Annotated in this window: 15 protein-coding genes and 1 pseudogene; 3 read left to right on the top strand and 13 right to left on the bottom strand. The window is 71.7% G+C overall.

Translation table 11 applies throughout. The annotated features are described in order from the left end of the window. Positions 1–97: 97 nt before the first annotated feature. The 11 genes from E0500_RS41665 to E0500_RS41615 all read right to left on the bottom strand — a co-directional run bounded on the left by E0500_RS41665 (position 98) and on the right by E0500_RS41615 (position 13,812). Positions 98–949 (bottom strand): endo alpha-1,4 polygalactosaminidase, encoded by an 852-nt coding sequence (locus E0500_RS41665; RefSeq protein WP_131560093.1) that lies wholly within the window; start codon positions 947–949, stop codon positions 98–100. Continuing rightward, a complete protein-coding gene (locus E0500_RS41660) occupies positions 946–1,608 on the bottom strand; it encodes a spherulation-specific family 4 protein (protein ID WP_131560095.1) in 663 nt (220 codons plus the stop codon). The genes E0500_RS41665 and E0500_RS41660 overlap by 4 nt, the downstream gene beginning before the upstream one ends. Further along, positions 1,605–2,507, bottom strand: coding sequence for an NAD(P)-dependent oxidoreductase (locus E0500_RS41655; RefSeq protein WP_131560097.1), 903 nt, complete (start codon positions 2,505–2,507; stop codon positions 1,605–1,607). Before E0500_RS41655 ends, E0500_RS41660 begins: the two co-directional genes overlap by 4 nt. A gap of 7 nt (positions 2,508–2,514) precedes the next feature. Further along, positions 2,515–3,228 carry a nucleotidyltransferase family protein gene (locus E0500_RS41650; RefSeq protein ID WP_131560099.1) on the bottom strand — a complete coding sequence of 238 codons (714 nt, stop codon included), beginning with the start codon at positions 3,226–3,228 and terminating at the stop codon, positions 2,515–2,517. A gap of 41 nt (positions 3,229–3,269) precedes the next feature. Continuing rightward, a complete protein-coding gene (locus E0500_RS41645; RefSeq protein ID WP_131560101.1) occupies positions 3,270–4,271 on the bottom strand; it encodes a GDP-mannose 4,6-dehydratase in 1,002 nt (333 codons plus the stop codon). Positions 4,272–4,336: 65 nt separating this feature from the next. Then, the gene (locus tag E0500_RS41640; RefSeq protein ID WP_131560103.1) at positions 4,337–5,755 is read right to left on the bottom strand and encodes a hypothetical protein; all 1,419 of its coding nucleotides are present in this window, start codon (positions 5,753–5,755) and stop codon (positions 4,337–4,339) included. Continuing rightward, the gene (gene pelF, locus E0500_RS41635; RefSeq protein WP_131560105.1) at positions 5,752–7,272 is read right to left on the bottom strand and encodes a GT4 family glycosyltransferase PelF; all 1,521 of its coding nucleotides are present in this window, start codon (positions 7,270–7,272) and stop codon (positions 5,752–5,754) included. Before pelF ends, E0500_RS41640 begins: the two co-directional genes overlap by 4 nt. Positions 7,273–7,404: 132 nt before the next feature. Continuing rightward, positions 7,405–9,534 carry a hypothetical protein gene (locus E0500_RS41630; RefSeq protein ID WP_131560106.1) on the bottom strand — a complete coding sequence of 710 codons (2,130 nt, stop codon included), beginning with the start codon at positions 9,532–9,534 and terminating at the stop codon, positions 7,405–7,407. A gap of 409 nt (positions 9,535–9,943) precedes the next feature. After that, the gene (locus tag E0500_RS41625; protein WP_131560108.1) at positions 9,944–10,471 is read right to left on the bottom strand and encodes a hypothetical protein; all 528 of its coding nucleotides are present in this window, start codon (positions 10,469–10,471) and stop codon (positions 9,944–9,946) included. Between the two features lie 388 nt (positions 10,472–10,859). Beyond that, the gene (locus E0500_RS41620; protein ID WP_131560143.1) at positions 10,860–12,065 is read right to left on the bottom strand and encodes an MFS transporter; all 1,206 of its coding nucleotides are present in this window, start codon (positions 12,063–12,065) and stop codon (positions 10,860–10,862) included. Between the two features lie 322 nt (positions 12,066–12,387). Next, the gene (locus E0500_RS41615) at positions 12,388–13,812 is read right to left on the bottom strand and encodes a DUF11 domain-containing protein (RefSeq protein ID WP_258573796.1); all 1,425 of its coding nucleotides are present in this window, start codon (positions 13,810–13,812) and stop codon (positions 12,388–12,390) included. A 97-nt stretch (positions 13,813–13,909) separates the two neighbouring features. Between E0500_RS41615 and E0500_RS41610 the strand changes: the two are divergent. Further along, positions 13,910–14,549 (top strand): annotated as a pseudogene (locus E0500_RS41610) (glucosamine-6-phosphate deaminase); the annotation flags it as partial. 258 nt (positions 14,550–14,807) lie between these two features. Here E0500_RS41610 and E0500_RS41605 read toward each other — a convergent pair. Next, complete coding sequence (locus E0500_RS41605; RefSeq protein WP_258573795.1) at positions 14,808–15,479, bottom strand: phosphatase PAP2 family protein; 672 nt, start codon at positions 15,477–15,479, stop codon at positions 14,808–14,810. Between the two features lie 314 nt (positions 15,480–15,793). Beyond that, on the bottom strand, positions 15,794–16,303 hold the full coding sequence (locus E0500_RS41600) for a hypothetical protein (RefSeq protein ID WP_131560113.1): 510 nt from the start codon (positions 16,301–16,303) through the stop codon (positions 15,794–15,796). Positions 16,304–16,473: 170 nt separating this feature from the next. On the opposite strand from E0500_RS41600, the gene E0500_RS41595 reads away from it, so the two are divergent. Then, entirely contained in the window at positions 16,474–17,151 is a 678-nt protein-coding gene (locus E0500_RS41595; RefSeq protein ID WP_131560115.1) for a response regulator transcription factor, read from the top strand. Positions 17,152–17,155: 4 nt separating this feature from the next. After that, complete coding sequence (locus tag E0500_RS41590) at positions 17,156–18,715, top strand: cell wall metabolism sensor histidine kinase WalK (RefSeq protein ID WP_131560117.1); 1,560 nt, start codon at positions 17,156–17,158, stop codon at positions 18,713–18,715. Positions 18,716–18,960 lie beyond the last annotated feature (245 nt).

Here is an 18,960-nt window from a genome sequence, read left to right as displayed (position 1 = left end):
TGCGCCTGACCTGATCCGCGAAGCGCCCCGGGGGCCTGTCGGAGGAAGTGTCCGGCAGGCCGCCGGGGCGCACCCGGTCATGGGTCGTGTGCGGGCGTCAGCAGGGCTTCCGCCACACCCCGAGTTCCGGTTGTTTCACCATGGACGACAGTCCCAGTCGTCGGGAGGCCGGGCAGAAGCTGCTCCTTGGCTCGGTGTACTCGACGTGGAACACCGCCTTGCCGGCGTCGATGAACGGAGCGAGCCGGTCGCACTCGTCGTACTGTGCGCACTCCTCGTTGACCGCGAAGTCGAAGTCGGCCAGGAGCTGGGGGATCTGGGGGAGGTCGTTCTTCAGCCCCACCGACAGTCCGCGCTCGTGGGCGATGTCCGCGATCATGCGGTTGTACCTGAGCTGGTCCCGCGCGGTGAGCGGGAAGCCGGTGTCGTTGCCGTAGCCCTCCACCAGATCGGGCTCCACCGCGTCGAAGCCCTTGTCGCGGCACATGTCGAAGCGTCGTTCCATGAGGGGGCGCAGGACGGCGAGCCGCCGGATGTCCAGCCATCGTTCGCCCGCCCAGCCGTTGGGCCTCCCGAGGACCGAGCGGGGGAAGGCGTCCTTGTCGGGCCGGAAGTCCTCCCAGGCACCGACGTTGACGTAGCAGATGACCTTGCGGCCGTCCCGGTGAAGTCGGGCCACGTCGGCCGCGGAGTTCTCGAAGCCGTCGATGTCGTAGACGGGTACGTCGGCCGAGGGGTCGGCCTTTCCGTCCAGTTGCCACTGCCAGGCGAGGCCCGGCCGTGGTTTCCAGCGGGCCTCGACGGGGCTTGTCGAAGTGGGAGTGCGCGTGGTGCCGGACGCCGTGGCATGCGCCTCGGCGGGTCGCTCCGGGTCAGCGGAACAGCCTGTCAGCGCCGAGGCCGCCAGGGCGCTTAGCAGGGCCGCCTGTACCAGTGCCGTGTTTCTCATCGCTCCGTCCCGGTCAGTGCGGGCGTCAACCGCGCCCAGGGGTTGGGCGGTTCTCCGGTCACCGGACCGCAGACCGCCGCGCCGCGTTCGTGTGCCGTGCGCACGGCGAGCGGTACGAGCGCCTCGGGCACGCCGTAGACGAGGTGGCACAGGCTCGCGGGCGGATGCCGCACGGTCCAGGCGGGTCGGCTGAACGCCGACACGTAGGTCGACCAGTGCCCCTCGAACGTGACGGTCAGGTCGGCGAGGCGAGCGTATCCGGGCGCCGGATGGGCCCCGGGGTTGAGCACGACGGTCCGGGCACCCAGCCGGCGTACGGTCCGCACCAGCCGGCGGCAGGCGGGCAGGCCCTCCTCAGTCGCGGTCACGCGGTCCAGGAAGCAGCCGTCGGCCGCGTACCAGTCCTGGTGCCGGCGTACGTCGTCGGCGATCTCGGTCCTGTCGCGCACGCCGTAGTCGGTGTCGACGTAGCCGAGGAGCCGTGCCCCGGCCGCGCGCAGGGCACCGGCCGCCGCGGTGAACGCGGGGTCGGGGCCGTCGCCCGGTCCGTTGGCGGGGTTGAGGACGACTCCGTAGGTGCGGGTCGCGGCCGTGATCAGACGGTGCCAGGCACCCGGATCCTCGGCCGGGTGGACGTACAGCGGAATCAGCAGACTCACGGCCCACCGTCGCCTTCCCACAGCGCGGACAGCGCGTCGTCGAGGGTGTGTACCGGTCGCCAGCCCAGAGCCTCCTCGGCGGCGGTGATGTCGGAACACTGCCACGACACCTCCGCCGAGCGGGCCGAGCCGATGACGCCGGCGGCGTTCTCCTCGATCCTCCCCCGGAAGCCCGCCTTGCCTGCCAGGCCCCGCACCAGATCGCGCACGGGGACGGCCCGGCCGCCGCTGATGTTGAGGACAGGTGGCAGCGGGCCGGGTGCCGTGACGGCGCAGGCCACCGCGCGTGCCACGTCGCGTACGTCGACGAAGTCTCGGTACGCGGACAGGTCGCCGAGCCGCAGCACCGCGCCCGAATCCGGGCCGGCCGCGCGCAGCAGTCCGGCGATCCGGCCGGGCAGCCCGCCCGGCGGTGCCCCCGGCCCCACCGGGTTGCCCACCCGCAGGACCACGGTGTCCAGACCGGAGGCGGTCACCGCGACCGTGCCCGCGAGCTTGGTCGCACCGTACGGGCCGGCCGGGCGGGTGGCCGCCGACTCCGGCACCCGGGTGTCCGGGGTACCGGGGCCGTACTCGGCGGCCGAGCCCAGGTGCACCAGGCGTGCGGCGGGGGCCGCCTCGCGCAGTGCCGCGCACAGGACCGCGGGGCCGCGGGCGTTGACCTCGGCGAGGGTGACGGCGTCGCCGCCGGTCGCGCCCGCACAGTTGATCACGGTGTCGGGCGCGGCCGACGCGAGGGTCTTCGCGAGCTGCTCCGGCCGGGCGGACGCGAGGTCGATGCCGTACTCGGCGGCGGGCGAGCGGCCGCCGCCGAGGACCAGCGCGCCCGGCAGGGCACGCAGCCGCTCGACGACGTGGGTGCCGAGGTAGCCGGTGAAGCCCAGGACGAGAATGCGCATGTGGTGCTCAGGCTCCCTTGAGCAGAAGCGACTTGCGGGTGGTGAACTCGGCGTTGGCCCGGTCGTAGTCGTCGGGTCGGCCGATGTCCAGCCAGTAGCCGTCGAACTCGTAGGCGTGCGGCTGGTTCTGAGCGGCCAGCAGGTCCAGGACCAGCTCGTCGAAGCCCAGGGGCAGTCCGGGTGTGTAGCCCTCCAGCGTCGAGCGGGACAGACCGTAGACGCCCATGGAGACGTGGTAGTCCATGCTCGGTTTCTCGGTGAACGCGACGACCTTGCTCGCGTCGGTGGTCAGGACACCGAAGTCGATGTGCACCTTGCGGGCGTACGTCGCGATGGTCAGCGGCGCGCCCGAGGTTCTGTGCCGGTGCAGGACGTCGGCGTAGTCGAGGTCGGTGAGGACGTCGCCGTTCATCACGAGGAATGTCTCGGGCAGGCTGTCGCGCAGGTTGAGCAGCGGGCCCATGGTGCCCAGGGGGCTCTCCTCGGTCGCGTAGTCGACGGTCATGCCCCACTGGGAGCCGTCGCCGACGTAGGCGCGGATGATCTCGCCGAGGTGGCCGATGGCGATGGTGCAGTGGGTGAAGCCGGCCGTGGAGAGCTGGCGCAGCACGATCTCCAGGATGGCGTGCTGGTCGCCGATGGGCACGAGCGGCTTCGGCAGTGCGGTGGTGTAGGGCCGCAGGCGGACGCCCTTGCCTCCCGCCAGGATCACTGCGTGCATGGAGCTCCTCCTTCGAGGACTGCGGGTCGAGCCGGGCGGGGTCAGATGTTGTAGATGCCGGTCTTGTAGCGGGCCAGGTTCGCCGGGTCGCGGAAGAACTCCACGGTGTGCGCGAGGCCCTCCTCCAGGGTGTGGGCGGGCTGCCAGCCGGTGGCCGCGGCGAGCCGGCTCGCGTCCGCGACCAGCCGCATCACCTCGGAGTTCGCGGGCCGGATGCGCGCCGTGTCCTCGCGTACGTCGAGCGCCGTGTCCATCACCTTGCCGATCAGGGCGACCAGGTCGCCGACCGAGATCTCCCCGCCGGTACCGGCGTTGAAGGTGCGGCCGACGACCCGCTCGGCGGGCGCGGTGCCCACCGCGAGGAAGGCCTGCGCGGTGTCCTTGACGAAGGTGAAGTCCCGTGTGGGGCGCAGGTCGCCGAGGGTGATGGTGCGCTCCCCCGCCGCCACCTGGCCGATGACGGTGGGGATCACCGCGCGCATCGACTGGCGTGGTCCGAAGGTGTTGAACGGCCGCAGGGTCACCACCGGGGTGTCGAAACTCGCGTGGTAGCTGTCGGCCAGCCGGTCCCCGCCCGCCTTCGAAGCGGCGTACGGCGACTGGGTGTTGATCGGGTGGTCCTCTCTGATCGGCACGGTCTGCGCGGTGCCGTACGTCTCGCTGGTGGAGGTGTGCACCAGCCGGGGCGTGCCGAGGGCGCGTACTGCTTCGAGCACGTTGAGCGTGCCGGTGACGTTGGTGTCCACGTAGCTGTGGGGCGCCCGGTAGGAGTACGGAATCGCGATCAGAGCGGCCAGATGGTAGGCGGTGTCGGCGCCTTCGAGCAGGCCGCGGACCGAGCCGGGGTCGCGGACGTCGCCGAGGACGATGTCCACGTGGTCGAGGACGTCCGGGTGGAGGGTCTCCAGCCAGCCGTAGGAGGAGAAGGAGTTGTACTGGGCCATGGCTCTGACCCGGTGTCCGGAGGCGACCAGCGCCTCGGTGAGATGGGAGCCGATGAAACCCTCGGCTCCGGTGACGGCGGCGAGCGGTGCGGCGGTCAACTCGTCTTCCTTTCCAGTCAGTTGGTCGTGGGGGTTGATCAGTGTCCGTGGGATGGTCGCGGTGCTCAGGCGTGCGGGGCAGGTCGTCCGAGGAGCCACAGCGCGCACGCCGACAGGCACAGCGCCGCCGCACCGCAGGCCAGTGGCAGCGCCACGGGGCCCGGTGGGAGGCGCAGCACTGCGACCGTCGCGGCGACGCCCGCGGCCACGAGGGAGATCGCGGCCGACGGCCAGGCCGCTCCGAACGCCTGGAGCAGCAGCGCGGTCCACAGGGCGGCCGCGAGCGGCAGCATTGTGACCGGCTCGGCGCCGGTGAGCAGGGCCGCGGGCAGCAGCGGCAGGAGGTAGGCGAGCAGGCAGAGGGCGAGGATGCCGGCCGAGCGCAGCAGGAACCCGGCCGGTGTGGCGGTGGCGCGCAGCGCGGCGACCGACAGCCCGCGGTAGCGGTACAGCAGCCATTCCGCCGGCCCCATGCTGACGGTCAGTACGATCACCGCGTACGGCTCCCGCTGCCCCTCCAACAGCACCAGCACTCCCGCGGCCAGCCCGAACAGCCCGTACGGCAGGGACCACAGCACACGCGGCCGGGCGGCGCCGGACACGGCCGGGACGGCGAGGGCGGTCCGCAGGACCCGGCCGGTGACGGCGAGCGTGGCGAGCAGGGCCAGCAACGGCAGCCCGGTCCGCAGCCACGGGCCCGGCTCCCACCACGGCAGGACGGCACTGCCGGCGGCCAGCGGACTGAGCGCGGCCAGCAGCAGCCGCTCCCTGCCCAGCACCAGCAGCACACCCGCCGCCGCCAGGTACGCCGACTGTGCGGCGGCCACCAGGGTCACCGGGCCGCCGCCCGCGGGCAGCACCGCGGCCGCCGTGGCCACCGTCGCCCCCAGGGGCGCGCCGGCCAGGAGCGTCCGGGCCGCCTCCCGCCGTCCCGTCGCCAGCCGCAGGTGTGCACGATGGCCGAGTGCCTGCCCCCAGGCCCAGGAGACGAGTCCCGCCACGATCAGGGCCGGGGCGTGCCGGCCGGGGTTCCACAGGGGTGCGGTCAGCAGGTAGGCGAGCCCGGGCAGTGCGAACAGCGCACCGCGCAGCAGACAGCGCACGGTGTCCGGGCGCCAGGGGTCGGCCGCCGGCGCGGGCTCGGGGAAGGTTCGCGGCACCCGCTCGTAGAGCGCCGAGGCGAGCGAGAACAGGTTCGGGTGCCCGTACCGTTCCTTGATCACGGAGGCGGACAGGCCCTCCGCCTCCAGCAGCGCGGCCACCTCGTACGGGTGGACGGCAGGACCGACGCGGTCGGCGAGTTCGGCGGCGAGCCGGCTGACCGCCTCCTCGTCCGGGCCCTGCCGTGGCAGCCGGATGGTGAGCGTGGTGTCGTCGTCGAGCGCCCAGCGGGGGCGGCGGCGCGACCTGCGGGTGCCGGCCAACCGGAGCGCCAGCGTGTCCTGTTCGGTGCCCCCGGGTTCGAGTGATATCGGCCCGCTCATCCGGCCAGGCTCCCCGTTCCCGTGCCCACCGGTGCGAGCGTCCGGGCGGGGGTCGGTGCCGTCCCGGGCCGCCGGTCGAGCGTGGGCAGCTCCTGATAGATGGACCGGAAGGTGTCGATGGTCTGCCTCAGGGTGAACTGTTCGATCACCCTGAGCCGCGCCGCCTCCCCCATCGACCGCCGCCGCGCGGGATCGCGCAGCAGCTCCAGCGCGGCCGCGGCCATCGCTTCCGGGTCGCGCGGCGGCACCACGAGTCCCGTGTCGCCGACGGCCTCCCGGACTCCGCCCACGTCGGTGGAGACGGTCGCGCGCCCGCACGACATGGCCTCGATCAGTGTGAAGGGGAAGCCTTCGCTGATGCTGGACAGCATCACTACGTTGCCGGCCGCGTAGGCGTCCTTGATGTCGTCGACGCGCCCCTCGAACGTCACGGCGCCCGCGTGCCCGAGCTCGGCGGCCAGAGCCTCGCACCGCTCCCGGTAGGCCTCCCCGCCCCGTGGTGTCCCGCCGAACAACCGCAGCCGCACGTCCGGGAGCCGGGCCCTGACGAGGGCGGAGGCCCGTATAAGGGTCTCCAGGTCCTTGATGGGGTCGACGCGGCCGGCCCAGCTGAGGGTGAGCGCGTCGGGTTCGGGGCCGGCCGGCGGGAAGGCGGCGGGGTCCACTCCGTTGTAGACCGTACGGATCGACTCCGGATCGGCTCCGCCCTGTTCCTCCCACAGCCGGTTGTAGCGGTTGCCCGGCGTGATCAGGGCGGCCCGGCGGTAGGTCTCCTCCGCCAGCAGCCGGAAGAATCCGAGGACGACGGCCTTCACGGGCCAGCGGTAGGGCGCGGTGCGGTAACCAAGGTAGCGCTCGCGCAGATAGACGCCGTGCTCGGTCAACAGCAGTGGGACACCGTGCCGTTCGAGGGCGGCGAGGCCCGGCAGTACGGCGACGCCGCCGCTGACGGCGTGCGCGACCCCGTTCTCGGGCGGGGGTACGGCCAGCGGGCGCAGGGCGTGTTCCAGCAGGGCGGTCGCGGTGAGCGCGTCGTGCAGGGTCGGCCGTGCCTCACGTACGGCGAGGCCCGGCCTGTTCCACACGGCGGTGAGGAGGGCGATGGCCCGGTCCGAGCGCAGAAAGGGGCTCAGCGTCCCGCCCGCCGCGGCCCGCGCCATCGCGTACAGGGCGGGGGCGAAGCCTGGCTCGGCGTGCGGATCGAGCAGGGCGGTCAGGAACTGCTCGTAGGCGGCGGCGAGTTGGTTGCGGGCGCGGCCCCGGGGCGGACGGCCCTGGGGAGGATCGCCCCACATCGGCACGGACAGCACACGCGAGACGTGCGCGGGCAGGTCCCATACGACGGGTTCGCGTCCGGTGCCGGTGACGGCGATGATGTCGAAGTCGAGGTCGGGCATGCCCTGGACGAGCTGGTCGCACCAGACGCTCACGCCGCCGTGACTGTGCGGATAGGTGCCTTCGGTGAGCAGGGTGACGCGCGTCGCGCCGGGGCGTCGCGCGACGTGGGGAACGGGCATCGATGTGCTCCACGGCCGAGGTGTGGGGTGGTTCGTGCCGGTCCCGGCCGCCGGTGAGCGGCCGGGACCTTCGGTCGGTCCCCGGGGCTGGTCCCTTCGATGGGTCCTTGGGCCGGTCCCCGGGGCGGTGCACTAGTTGTCCGGGGTGTACGGAACCCGCTCGGTCACGCCGACGGGGACGCGGACCTCCGGAGCGGGGTCGGTGGCCGGGGCGGGCCGCTGGGAGGAGTCGGCGGCCGGAGCCTCGGCGGAGGCCGGCAGGGTCAGGCTGAGGGGTGCGCCCGTGGACGGGGTCCAGCCGGACACCGCGCCCGCGTAAGCCTCGCCGAACGCGGCGCCGCCCACTGTGCTCCCGGTGGGCAGGGTCGCGGTGACGGCCAGCCCGGCCTGCGCCTGGACGGTCACGGTGTCGCCGATGCGGTAGGCGGTGACCTCGCCGTCCTGGAGGGCGGCCTGCCAAAGGGCTCTGCGCTGGAGTTCGGCGCCGATGTCCTTCATCCGCAGGTTGACCAGGGGGGTGTTGTCGGCGAACAGCGCCTGGTAGCCGTCGAGGACGCCGTTCAGCACCGGGTAGGCGATGCGGTCCTCGGCCAGGTTCGACTGGTGGATGAAGTGCGGCTTCGGATCGTTGGCCAGGACGTGCCCGAGGGCGATCCGCTGTTCCAGGGGCACGATGACGTCGGCGTATCCCGTGGCGGTGTCCAGCGGTGCCGGCAGGCATGTGGTGGTGGCCGGGTTGTCCTCGCAGATGCCGCTGCCGCCCTGGGCGCGGCTGGTGTAGATCCAGTTGTACTCGTCGACCTGCTCGGCCACGCGCCCCGCGTTGTAGAAGATGTTCATCGGGTAGCGGGGCACGGTCGTGGCCGGGCCGATCCGGCGCTGGGCGGGCTCGCGGGAGTTGTCCGAGGCGAGCCAGGTGATGTCGTTGTCGTCGAGAGCGGGCGCCAGGTTGGGGTTGTCCTCGGTCTGCTGCGGCAGCACCTTCATGCCGGAGTGCTCACCGGTGACCAATTCGCCGTTCTCCAATGCGAGTTGGGCGGTCTCGCCCCACACCCGGTTGCTGGCGATCTCGTCGGCGATGTCGTTCCGGCTCACCCATCGGGTGCTGCCGTCAGCGTTGGTGGCGCACCGCCAGGGCACCACCGTGGTGTCCTGCACACAGCCGAGGAAGGCGTGTGTGTAGGTATGGTTGATCCAGCGGAACTCGTCGCGGTCCGCGATGAGTTTGTCGGCGAGCTCGTCGACGCCGTTGTTGTCCTCGCGGTGGTCGACGCTGCCGGCGCCGTTGTAGGCGAAGTCGAGCGTGAAGTCCTTGCTTTTCTGCCAGGCGATGGCCTGGTCGACGTCGGCGGGCGTCATACGGATCGGGTCGGGGGTGGCGCCCGGGTCCGTGCAGTCGACGTCGCCGGGCGTGCAGTTGAGCTCGGTGTTCCAGCGGTCGTCGGCCGCGAGCATGTCGTCCACGTGCACGGCGAAGTAGTTCCGCGAGGCGCCCAGGTGCACTCCGCCGGTCATCCACTCCACGATGCCGCGGGCGAGCAGCCGGAACTGCTGCTGGTACTGGTTGTACACGAACGTGACGACGAGTTCGCGCCGCCCGTCGTGCCGGTACTCCCCCACCAGCGTGCCCTTCGTCGACCGGCCGGGGATCGTCGCCTCGACGTAGGGGGTGAAGTCGGCGCCCGCCACGGGCCTGGACAGGTAGGCGTAACTCTCGCCCACGGCGGGGTCGTTGTCCTCGAAGGGCACCGCACCGTCGAGGTAGCCGAAGGGGCCCGCCTTCCCGGCGGCGGTCACCTCGGCCCGCACTCCGTCGACGCTCCCGGAGTAGCCACCCTGGGTGGGGTACTGCAGACCGGCCTCCGGACGCGCGTAGGTGTAGGCGTCGACCTGGGGAACGTCGTACGTCTGCTCGTAGGCCGCGAGCGCGGCCATCTCGGCGGAACCTGCCGGGAACGGGTTGTCGTTGGGCAGCACGACGGCCTGGAACCTGGCGCGTGGCCGCCCGTCGACGGTGTCCGCGAGGAATCCGGCGTCGATCACGGGCCGACCGGACCGTGTGAGGTCGATCTCGGTGTACGGCGTGCCGGCCGCGGTCAGTTCGGCGGCGATCGCGTCGGTGGCCGGACCGCCGTCACTCACCACCAGCACCCGCAGGTCGACGCGGGCCGTGGTGTCGGCGTGGGCCGCGCCGGCCGGCAGGCCCAGCGCGGCGATGAGCGCGCCCACCGTGAGCAGGGTGGTGCGTAAGGTCCGCTTCATGCGGTGAAGTCCCCTCCCCGGGCAGGGGTGAGCACGGCTCCCACGGAGCGGACGCACCCCCTCGCGTGACGCCGGCGCCCCCTCAGAAGCCGGTCGTCAACGCATCCGTCGCGTCACATAGTGATGCCTGTGTGTAGCTTTCGTGGCCCTGTTGCGAAACATGACGGAAAAGCGCACGTGTCCAACAGGGCCGACATGGAACCGAATTGGGCTGTGCCCCGTCGCCGGGGAGTGCGACCCGCACCGGCCACGAGGGGCCCGGTGTGCTGGTCCGGGCCCTGTGCGGCGCGGCGGCGGGCCGGTCGGGCACCGCCGACCCGGGCGCCAGTGGTCCATACCGGGACGTGTCCCCGATCAAGGGCCTTTTCAGGTCACCCCCGCCTCGACCATATTTGCCGCCGGCCGGCCGTCAGGCGCACAGCACCCGCGTCTCGGGGGTGTAGACCGGGCCGCCGCTGATGTTCGTGCTGTCGCTGAACTCGGCGTAGAAGTACGAGTAGAAGCCGATGTTGCCGTTGCAGCCGGAGTCGGCGGCGACCTGGAGCGTCAGCGTGACGGTACGGCTCTGGCCGGGCGGGATGGTGGCGCCGTAGTTGGTGCCGAGGTCGGCGGGGCCGGTCCCGGAACAGGGGGTGGAGCCGGCGGCCGTGGCCAGGCTGCAGCCGGTGAAGCCGTACTTCAGGTCGGGGCGCTGGGTGGTCAGCCACGTCGGCTCGATGGTCTGGTACACGAACCAGACGTCGTAGGTCTTGTTGTTGGTGATCGTCATCGACAGGTTCACCCTGCCGCCCGGCGTGGTGGTGGCGCTGTCGGTGGCGAACGTCAGCTCGGCCGGCGCCGGATCGGCCGCGCTCGCGCTGGGGGCCACTCCGAACACGGCGAGGACGAGGGCGAGGGCGGCACTGAGGCCGAGACGTCTCTTCAGTGGTGATCGCATGACCCGGGAGGCTAGGCATGCGGCGAGCGCACCGTCTTCCCCGCTGGGGACGCACTCGACACCGGTCGGCCAGAAGTGTGCGTTGCGTGAAGACGGCGTGTCGAACATATGAGGGCGCGAGGGGTTCGCGTCAACGCACGGTAATGAGGGTGTGACGGGCCGTTGAGCGGGTTGGGTGTTGCTGGACGGTCCCGTGGTGCGGCGAGACGGTATTGGCGCATATCGGCCCCGACGGAACGCCCCTCGAAGGGTGCGCGGGGCGGGGGTTCTCGGCCATGCGGTGATTTCCGGCCCGGCTGGACGGCACGTGGGATGCGGCCGGCCGTTCCGCGGACCGGGCGGCCTTGGGGGTGCCGAACACGTTGCGAACGGTCCGGTTCAGCTCGATTCACATGCTGTGGTCAGTGTGGCGTGCGGGTGACCTGGCGTGATGTGCGGCAACGGCCATGACGATGACGGAGACCAGAGCGATAGCGGCGCCGACGTGGAGCGGCGCCGTGTAGCCGAGGCCCGCGGTGATGGACAGGCCCCCGAGCCAGGCGCCGAGGGCGTTGCCGATGTTGGACGCGGACACATTGGCGCTGGCGGCCAGTGCCGCCCCGTGGGCGAAGTCGGTGACACGGGTGATCATGCCGGGCACGCTGGCGAACCCGGTCACCCCCATCAGAAACACCAGTGTCACCGAGGCGATGGCGCTGCCGGCCAGCAGACCGAACACGGCCAGGGTGATGGTGAGTCCGAGCAAGGCGAGGACCAGGGCGCGGTCACGGTCACGATCGGCCGCTCGCCCGCCGATCAGGTTCCCGACGACCAGTCCGACGCCGTACACCATCAGCAACCAGGCGACATCCGCCGAGGAGAAGCCGCTGACCTCGGTGAGCGTGTAGGCGATATAGCTGAACGCACCGAACATCCCGCCATAGCTGAGCGCGGTGGCCGTCAGCGTCAGCCAGACCTGCCAGGACCGGAACGCACGGAACTGGGCCCGCAAGCCACTGGGCGGTACCGCACCTGCGCGGCCCGTCTCTGCCGGCCGCCGCACCTGGCCCGCCCAGCCGGGAACGAGGGCGACGATTCCCGCCAGGGCCAGTACGCCGATTACGGTGACCGCCCAGAAGGCCGCCCTCCAGCCCCAACGCTCGCCGACCAGCGCGCCGAACGGCACGCCCAGCACATTGGCAACCGTCAGCCCGGCGAACATGACCGCCACCGCGCGGGACTTCCTCTCCGGCGCGACCAGGCTGCGCGCGACCAGCGAGCCGATACCGAAGAACGAGCCGTGGCACAACGCCGCGACGATCCGCCCGAGCAGCATCACGGAATAGCTCGGCGCGACAGCGGACAACAGGTTGCCGATGACGAACAACGCCACCAGCCCGACCAGGACCCCCTTGCGGGGCAGTCGCGCCGTCGCGGCGGTCAGCGCGATCGCGCCGATCGCGACACTCAGCGCGTACCCGGAGATCAGCCAGCCTGCCGCCGCCTCGGACACGCCGAAACTGGACGCCACCTGCGGCAGGAGCCCGGCGATCAGGAACTCGGTCAACCCGATGCCGAAACCGCCGAGTGCCAGCGCGACAAGTCCACTCGGCATCCGTCGCCGTTCGATCGCACGCCCATGCAAAACGAGTCCAGAGTTGCCGTCTCTCATGTGCCTGTCGTGGCCTTTCAGCAGCCGCAGGCCTCCAGGACGTCGCCCCGAGCGCACGATTGCCCACCCCCGACCCTGTACGCCCATGGCCCCACCCTCGGCCCTGGCGGCGGCCCCGTCCATGGACAAAGATCGGCGACGCTTGGACGAAAGTGACGGGTCCGGCCCGCAGGCGGATGACGATGCCCGGAGCCAGACCCGCCAGGAGGCCGCTTGGCACGGCGAGATCGAGGCGGTGCCCACCGCGCCGTGTCAGTTCAGGGCGTCACGAAGACGGTGTCCCGTTCGGTGTCAGGCCCTTGACGACGAGGGCGGCGGAGTTGTTGGCCAGGTTGGGATCGAAGGAGCGGATGGGCGGCTCGTACTGGTCGTTGTTGATGGCCGCCGTGGACCGGAACGTGCCTTCACGGTCGACGCGCAGGTCGAAGGAGAAGGTGTGGGTGGCGCGCTCGTTCAGGTAGATCGGCGTGGTGCAGTAGTAGCGGGGTGCGCCGAGTTGCTCCTCCAGCCACTTGCCGCCCTTGGTCCGTGCGTAGCAGGCCTCGGGTTTGGCGGTGACGGTCGTACCCGAGGGGATGCGAACGTCGACGGTGGCCGCGGGCTCGCCCGCGCCGAGTGAGGCGATCCAGGCCGGGCCGCGGTTCCTGACCGTGACGTCGGCCCGTACGGTGTCGCCGACCGCGCCTTCGATCCGGCTGCCGATCAGCTTGAGGTCGGCGGTGTTCGAAGCGTGGATGATCACGGAACGGTTGTTGTCCTGGGGGTCCAGATCGGGGACGGGGGTCCCGGCGGCGACCGTGGGGCGGGCCTGTGCGGGCTGTGGCTTCAACTCGGCTCCCGTACCCCGCGTGTACGTCCTGCCGGCTCGGGCCGCTTCCAGGGCCTCGTCGGAGTAGGGCTCGACGACGTAGTCGTACCGCTCGTACAGGGCGTTCCTGCCGACCTTCAGCGGGCTGCTGAGTGCGAACGACTGGCCGGGGGCGATCGGCCCGTCGAGCACACACAGTGCCTCGGTTCCTCTTTCCGTGTCCCGGTACTCGCAGTTCGCGGGCCGCTGGGCAAAGGCGAGCCCACGGGAGGCGAACAGGTGCAGCAGGGCGCCGTCCGCGGTCCGGTTGCCGTTGTTGCTGAGGGTGGCGGGGACGGTGGTCCTGGAGCCCGGCGTGACGCCGTCCTGTCGGGGCGACTCACTGAGAGCCAGGTCAGGGCCATTGCCGACGGTCACCCGGGTCTCGCCCTGATGGGACGTCAGGTCATCTGCGACAGCGGTGTAGCGCAGATTGCCTTCCGCGCCCTCCGGAGCGTCCGACAACGCGCTGACCTTGAGCACGGCGGCGGTCACCGGCTCGGTGCCGGTGAGCGCCGGGACGTCGCAGACAGCGGTGGCACCGGTCTCGGGGACGCAGTTGGCGGGCCAGGTGACCTTCGCGAACGCGGCCAGGTCGCCGGCGTCCACGCTGATCCGTCCGGCGCCGACCTGGTTGTCCGCGTTGTCGTGCGTGACCTTGAGTGCGACGGTCCGCTCCGGCGCAGACCCGTCCCCGTCTGCGCCGGGCAGGACCAGCTCATACGGCTCGGAGTACGTCCAGAGCTGGTCGCTGTCGGCGGGCGCGGGCCCTGCCGCGCCCAAGGTCAGCAGTACGGAGGCGGCGAGTGAGGACGCGAGTGCGGCCCGGACAGGTAGGGACATGCGAAGACGTGTCATGCCAAAACCGACTTACGGAGAACTCGATTAGTTGTACGGCTGGTTCTACGGCGTCAGACCCACGAAGCCCCGGTGCCCGCGCAGCGTGGCCACCGGCTCGACCCCGCTGCCCGTCTACGAGGCGCTGGCGGCGAAGGTGCGCTCCGGCGCCGTGGATGTCTCCCGGGCACGGATCGCGCAGCTCGACGAGTACGTGGGGCTGCGGAGCCGCTCGGGATCGCATGGACGCGTTCATGGGGCCCGACGGAACGGCCGAGGACGTGCAGGAGGCGTGCGAGGCGTACGACATGGCGCTGGCCGAGGCCGGCGGGGTGGACCTGCAACTGCTGGGGACCGGGACGGACGGGCACATCGGATTCAACGAGCCCTGCTCGTCGCTGGCCTCGCACACCCGTATCAAGACGCTGACCGAGCAGACCCGGTGGGACAACGCGCGGTTCTTCGACGGGAACATCGACCAGGTGCCGCACCACGTCATCACCCAGGGCATCGGCACGATCCTTCAGGCACGGCACCTGGTGCTGCTCGCGACGAGTGAGGGCAAGGCAGCCATGGTCGCCGTGACCGTGGAGGGGCCTGTCGCCGCGGTGTGTCCCGCCTCGGCTCTCCAGTTGCACCGGCACGCCACGGTCGTGGTCGACGAAGCCGCGGCGTCCGAACTGAAACTCGCCGACTACTTCCGCTACGCCTACATCAACAAGCCCGACTGGCCGCAGGTTTGAAGAGTGTTATGTCCCGGCGGGGTTGACGAGTTTCGGTCCCCCTCCTCACCTTCGCCGCGACGCCCGGCGACCTACCGGCACCGTCGAGGGACCGTCGAGGGACCGCTCACGATCGGTGGTGCCGCTGTTGTTCCGTCGGTGCGGGGGTGTTGGCGCGCGAGGCCCTTTACGGTTCCAGCTTCTTGAGTTGCACGGGGGTGCGCCGCAGATACGGGGCAGTGCTTCGGGCGCCGCCCCGGCCGCCTACCTCGGCCGGGGTCACTGGGGTGTGTCGCCGGTGCCGGGCGGGTCGGAGCGCCGGGCCGGACCCAGCTCACCCTGCGGGCCAGCGAGCACGGAGGGAAAGCGCCACACGGCGACCCAGGCGCACGCACTGAGCCACGCCACACCGAACAGCCAGCCACCGGCCACGTCGGTGAACCAGTGGACGCCCAGGTAGACGCGGGTCAGGCCGACCGCCACACCCCAGCACCCGACGGCGGCGACGAGGGCCGCGCGGCAGGGAGGCGAGCGGAGAACCAGCGCGACGACCAGCAGTCCGGCCGTGACGCAGGCCGCGGTGGTGTGGCCGGAGGGAAAGGCCCACCCCGACGCATGGGCCGCCCAGTCCCGGACCGGCGGACGGGTCCGGGCCATGAGACGCAGCGGCACTTGCCGCAGCGCCTGGGCGCCCAGCAGGCAGCCCAGGCTCACGACCACGCCGAGGATCCGCTGCCGTGCGCCGCGCCCGGCGATCACGCCGGCCAGCGCCGCCAGCGCGTAGACGATGACGCCGGTTCCCGTGGCGGTCACCGCTCGCGCGACGGTGACCGCCACGGCCGAGCGGTGCTCGACGGACCAGGACAGCAGGGCCTCGTCCACGGAGAGCGGCGCACCGCCCCGGGCGGCCACCACCACGGACAGCAGGACGAACCCGGTCAGCGCTGCCAAGCCGACGGCGCCGGCAAACCGCCGGGGTCTCGTGAGCCATGGGCGAGTGCGAGTGACGGATGCAGCCCGGTGGTCCATGGTGCCGACCTTAGTCAGGCGCTTCAGTCATGCGCTTCGCACGAAGTTCGGTCCGTCATATGCGGGTCGTGACATATGCGGGTCGTGACGGGCCTCGCCGCGGCGCTCAGTGGTAGCGGGTCATGTGGCGGCAGCAACGGTCGGCGGCGCACCGCCAGGGCGGCCCTGTGGCCGGGCTGGCCCACGGACGGCTTCGCCGCCCGCCGGGCCCGCCCGGCCTGCTCAGGTGGTGCCGATCACTCTTCTCCGTCGTGCTGATGGTCGGCTGTCTGCGAGGGGTCGGCGTGCCCGCCGGGGCCGTCGGAGGGGCCGTTCTCCGGAGCCTCGCCCTGGCCTTCGGTCTCCTCACCGCCCTGACCCTGGTCCTCAGCCTTGCGCTCGCCTTGGTCCTCAGCACTACCCCGGTCCTCAGCCCTGCCCTTGTCCTGCCCCTCCTCCCGGCCCTGGTCTTGGTCCTCTGCCTGGCCCTGGTCCTCGCCCTTTTCCCTGCCCTGGTCCTCGCCCTTTTCCCGTCCCTGGTCCTGGCCGGTCTGATCGCCCTGCTGAATGTTGTCCCGGTCCGGGCCGCTGGTGTTCTCGCCCGGATCAGTGGGGTCGGACGCCCCGGGGGCGGCCGAAGAAGCGGCAGCAGCCGGGGTGGACGGGGCCGGGGAATGGGACGCGGCCATGGCAGCGCCGGTGGCCCCGGCGGTCGTGAGTACCACCGCGCCGCCCAGCAGTGCGACCCTGCGTCGGATGTTCAGCATGTGCTTCTCCTTGTGCCGGAGGGGTTCGGAGCGATCTCCGAGGACGTCCCCTACGGCCCCCCACCCTGTGACCCGCCTGCTGAGAGGAGGCTGAGAGCGGCAGGTGTGCTCAGCGTCCTCTCAGCAGGCCGGTCTTACGGTCGACGTCGTAGAGTGGCGGAGAGGCGGCCATGCGGGTGCTGGTGATCGAGGACGAGCGCGGGCTCGCCGCGGCGATCGCACGCGGGCTCGCCGAGGAGGGTTTCGCCGTCGATGTCGCCCATGAGGGTGCCGACGGCCTGTGGAAGGCCTGGCACGAGCCGTACGACGCCATCGTGCTCGACATCATGCTTCCCGGACTGTCCGGATACGAGGTGCTCAGACGCCTCCGGGCGGCCGAGGTGTGGACGCCGGTCCTGATGCTGACGGCGAAGGACGGCGAGTACGACGAGGCAGACGCGCTCGACCTCGGAGCCGACGACTACCTGCGGAAGCCCTTCTCCTACGTCGTGCTGGTGGCGCGTCTGCGTGCGCTGCTACGACGCGGCGCCCCCGCGCGCCCCGCCGTCCTCACGGCCGGCGATCTCGCGCTGGACCCGGCGCGGCGCCGGTGCCACCGCGCCGAGACGGAAATCCCTCTGACCGCTCGGGAGTTCACGCTCCTGGAGTTCCTGCTCCGGCGCCAGGACGAGGTGGTCAGCAAGACCGACATCCTGACCCATGTCTGGGACGAGAACTTCGACGGCGACACCAACATCGTCGAGGTCTACATCGGCTACCTGCGGCGCAAGATCGACGCGCCGTTCCACCGCCACACCATCGAGACCGTCCGCGGCGCGGGCTACCGGCTGCTGGCCACGGGGGACTGAGCCGATGGCCGGACGACTCGCGCGCTGGTGGGCCGGGCATTCACTGCGGCTGCGGCTGACCGCGGCTGCGGGGCTGGTGATCGCCGCCGGGCTGGCGGGCGCCGCCCTACTGCTGGTCGCCTGGCTGCACGTCAGCCTCCTGCGCGGCCTCGACCAGACCGCCGCACAACGCGCGCAGTTGATCGCCGCCGCGCTGGACCCGGCCAGACCCGCCCGCGCCGTGAGCGGTTTCGCGGGTGGTGACACGGCGGTGCAGGTCATCGACCGCGGCGGCGCGGTGCGGGCCGCCTCGGGCAACCTCGAAGGGGAAGGCCGGCTCTTCTCGTTCCCTCCCGCCCCGTCCGGACAGCTCAAAGCCCACACCCTGCACCGCCTCCCCCTTCAGGAGGCCGACACCTGGCGTGCCGTCGCGCTGTCCGCCGGTCCACGGCACGGGGATCTCACCGTGTACGTGGCCGTGCCGACGACGGACGTGGACCACGGCCTCGCGGAGCTCACCGCCGCTCTCGCCCTTGGCGTGCCGGTGGTCGTCGGCCTGCTCACGGGCGTGGGGTGGCTCATCCTGGGACGGGCACTGCGGCCCGTCGACGACCTGCGGGCTCAGGCGGCCCGCATCACCGCCTCCGATCCTGGCCGGCGGCTGGACGTGCCGCCGGCCAGGGACGAGCTCCGACGCCTCGCCGAAACGCTCAACGACCTGCTGCGCCGCCTCGACGCGGCGGGGCGGCGGCAGCGGGAGTTCGTCGCGGACGCCGCCCACGAACTGCGCAGCCCCATCGCCGGCCTGCGGGCCCAGCTCGACGTGGCGTTGCGGAATCCGGGAAAGACACAGTGGGAGGCCCTCGGCCCCGAACTCGTCGCGGAGACCGCGCGGCTGTCCCGGCTGGTCGACGACCTCGTCCAGCTGGCCCGTATCGACGCCCGACCCGTCTACCGCAGGGACACCGTCGACCTGGACGACGTCGTCTTCACCGAGGTCAGCCGGGCCCGCCCGGAGACCCCACGGATCGTGGTGGACGAATCAGCCGTGAGCGCGGCCAGGGTCACCGGCGACGCTCACGCGCTCTCGCGCGCCGTACGCAATCTGCTGGACAACGCCACAAGGCACGCGGCCCACCGCGTCGAGGTGAGGCTCAGCGCCGACGGCGGTCGTGCCGAGCTGGTGGTCGCCGACGACGGACCCGGCATCCCCGCCGCCGAGCGCACCAGGGTCTTCGGCCGATTCACCCGGCTCGACGCCGCCCGGGCCCGGGACCAGGGTGGCTCGGGTCTCGGTCTGGCCATCGTCCACGACATCGTCGCCGCCCACCAGGGCACCGTCCACGTCGAGGACAACCACCCCGGCGCCCGATTCGTCGTTCACCTGCCGATCGCCGTATGCGGCTTATCAGGAAGCCGCCCGGCGGCTCTTGCTGGACCACATGGAGACCACCGTACGGACCTGCTCGCGCCGGCCCGGGACGTTTCCCGACACACGCGCTGCCTGCGCCAAGCACCCACATCCACCACATCACGGTGCGGAGCTCGGGTGCCCTGCTCCCGCGGCGACGACGCAGCCAACTGACCGTGCCACCGTTCCTCAAGCCCGGCCAGCAGCGCAGTGATGTCCAGCGGCGCCCGTTCCGGTGACCCCAGCGCCGCCCGCATCGCGGAGCGCGGGTCAGCCGACGGTCCGGTGGCGAGCGAGCTCTCCAGATCCAGACGGGCCCTGGCCGGCGCGGTGCGCAACTGGTGGGAGGCGTCCGCACTGAACGCCCGTTCGCGGTGCGGGAGTCGGTCGAGGCGTTCGGCGGCCCGGTTGAGCGCGGT

The organism is Streptomyces sp. KM273126 (assembly GCF_004337435.2).
In the GTDB taxonomy this organism is placed as follows: domain Bacteria; phylum Actinomycetota; class Actinomycetes; order Streptomycetales; family Streptomycetaceae; genus Streptomyces; species Streptomyces acidicola.
This window is presented reverse-complemented; position numbering and strand designations above follow the sequence as displayed.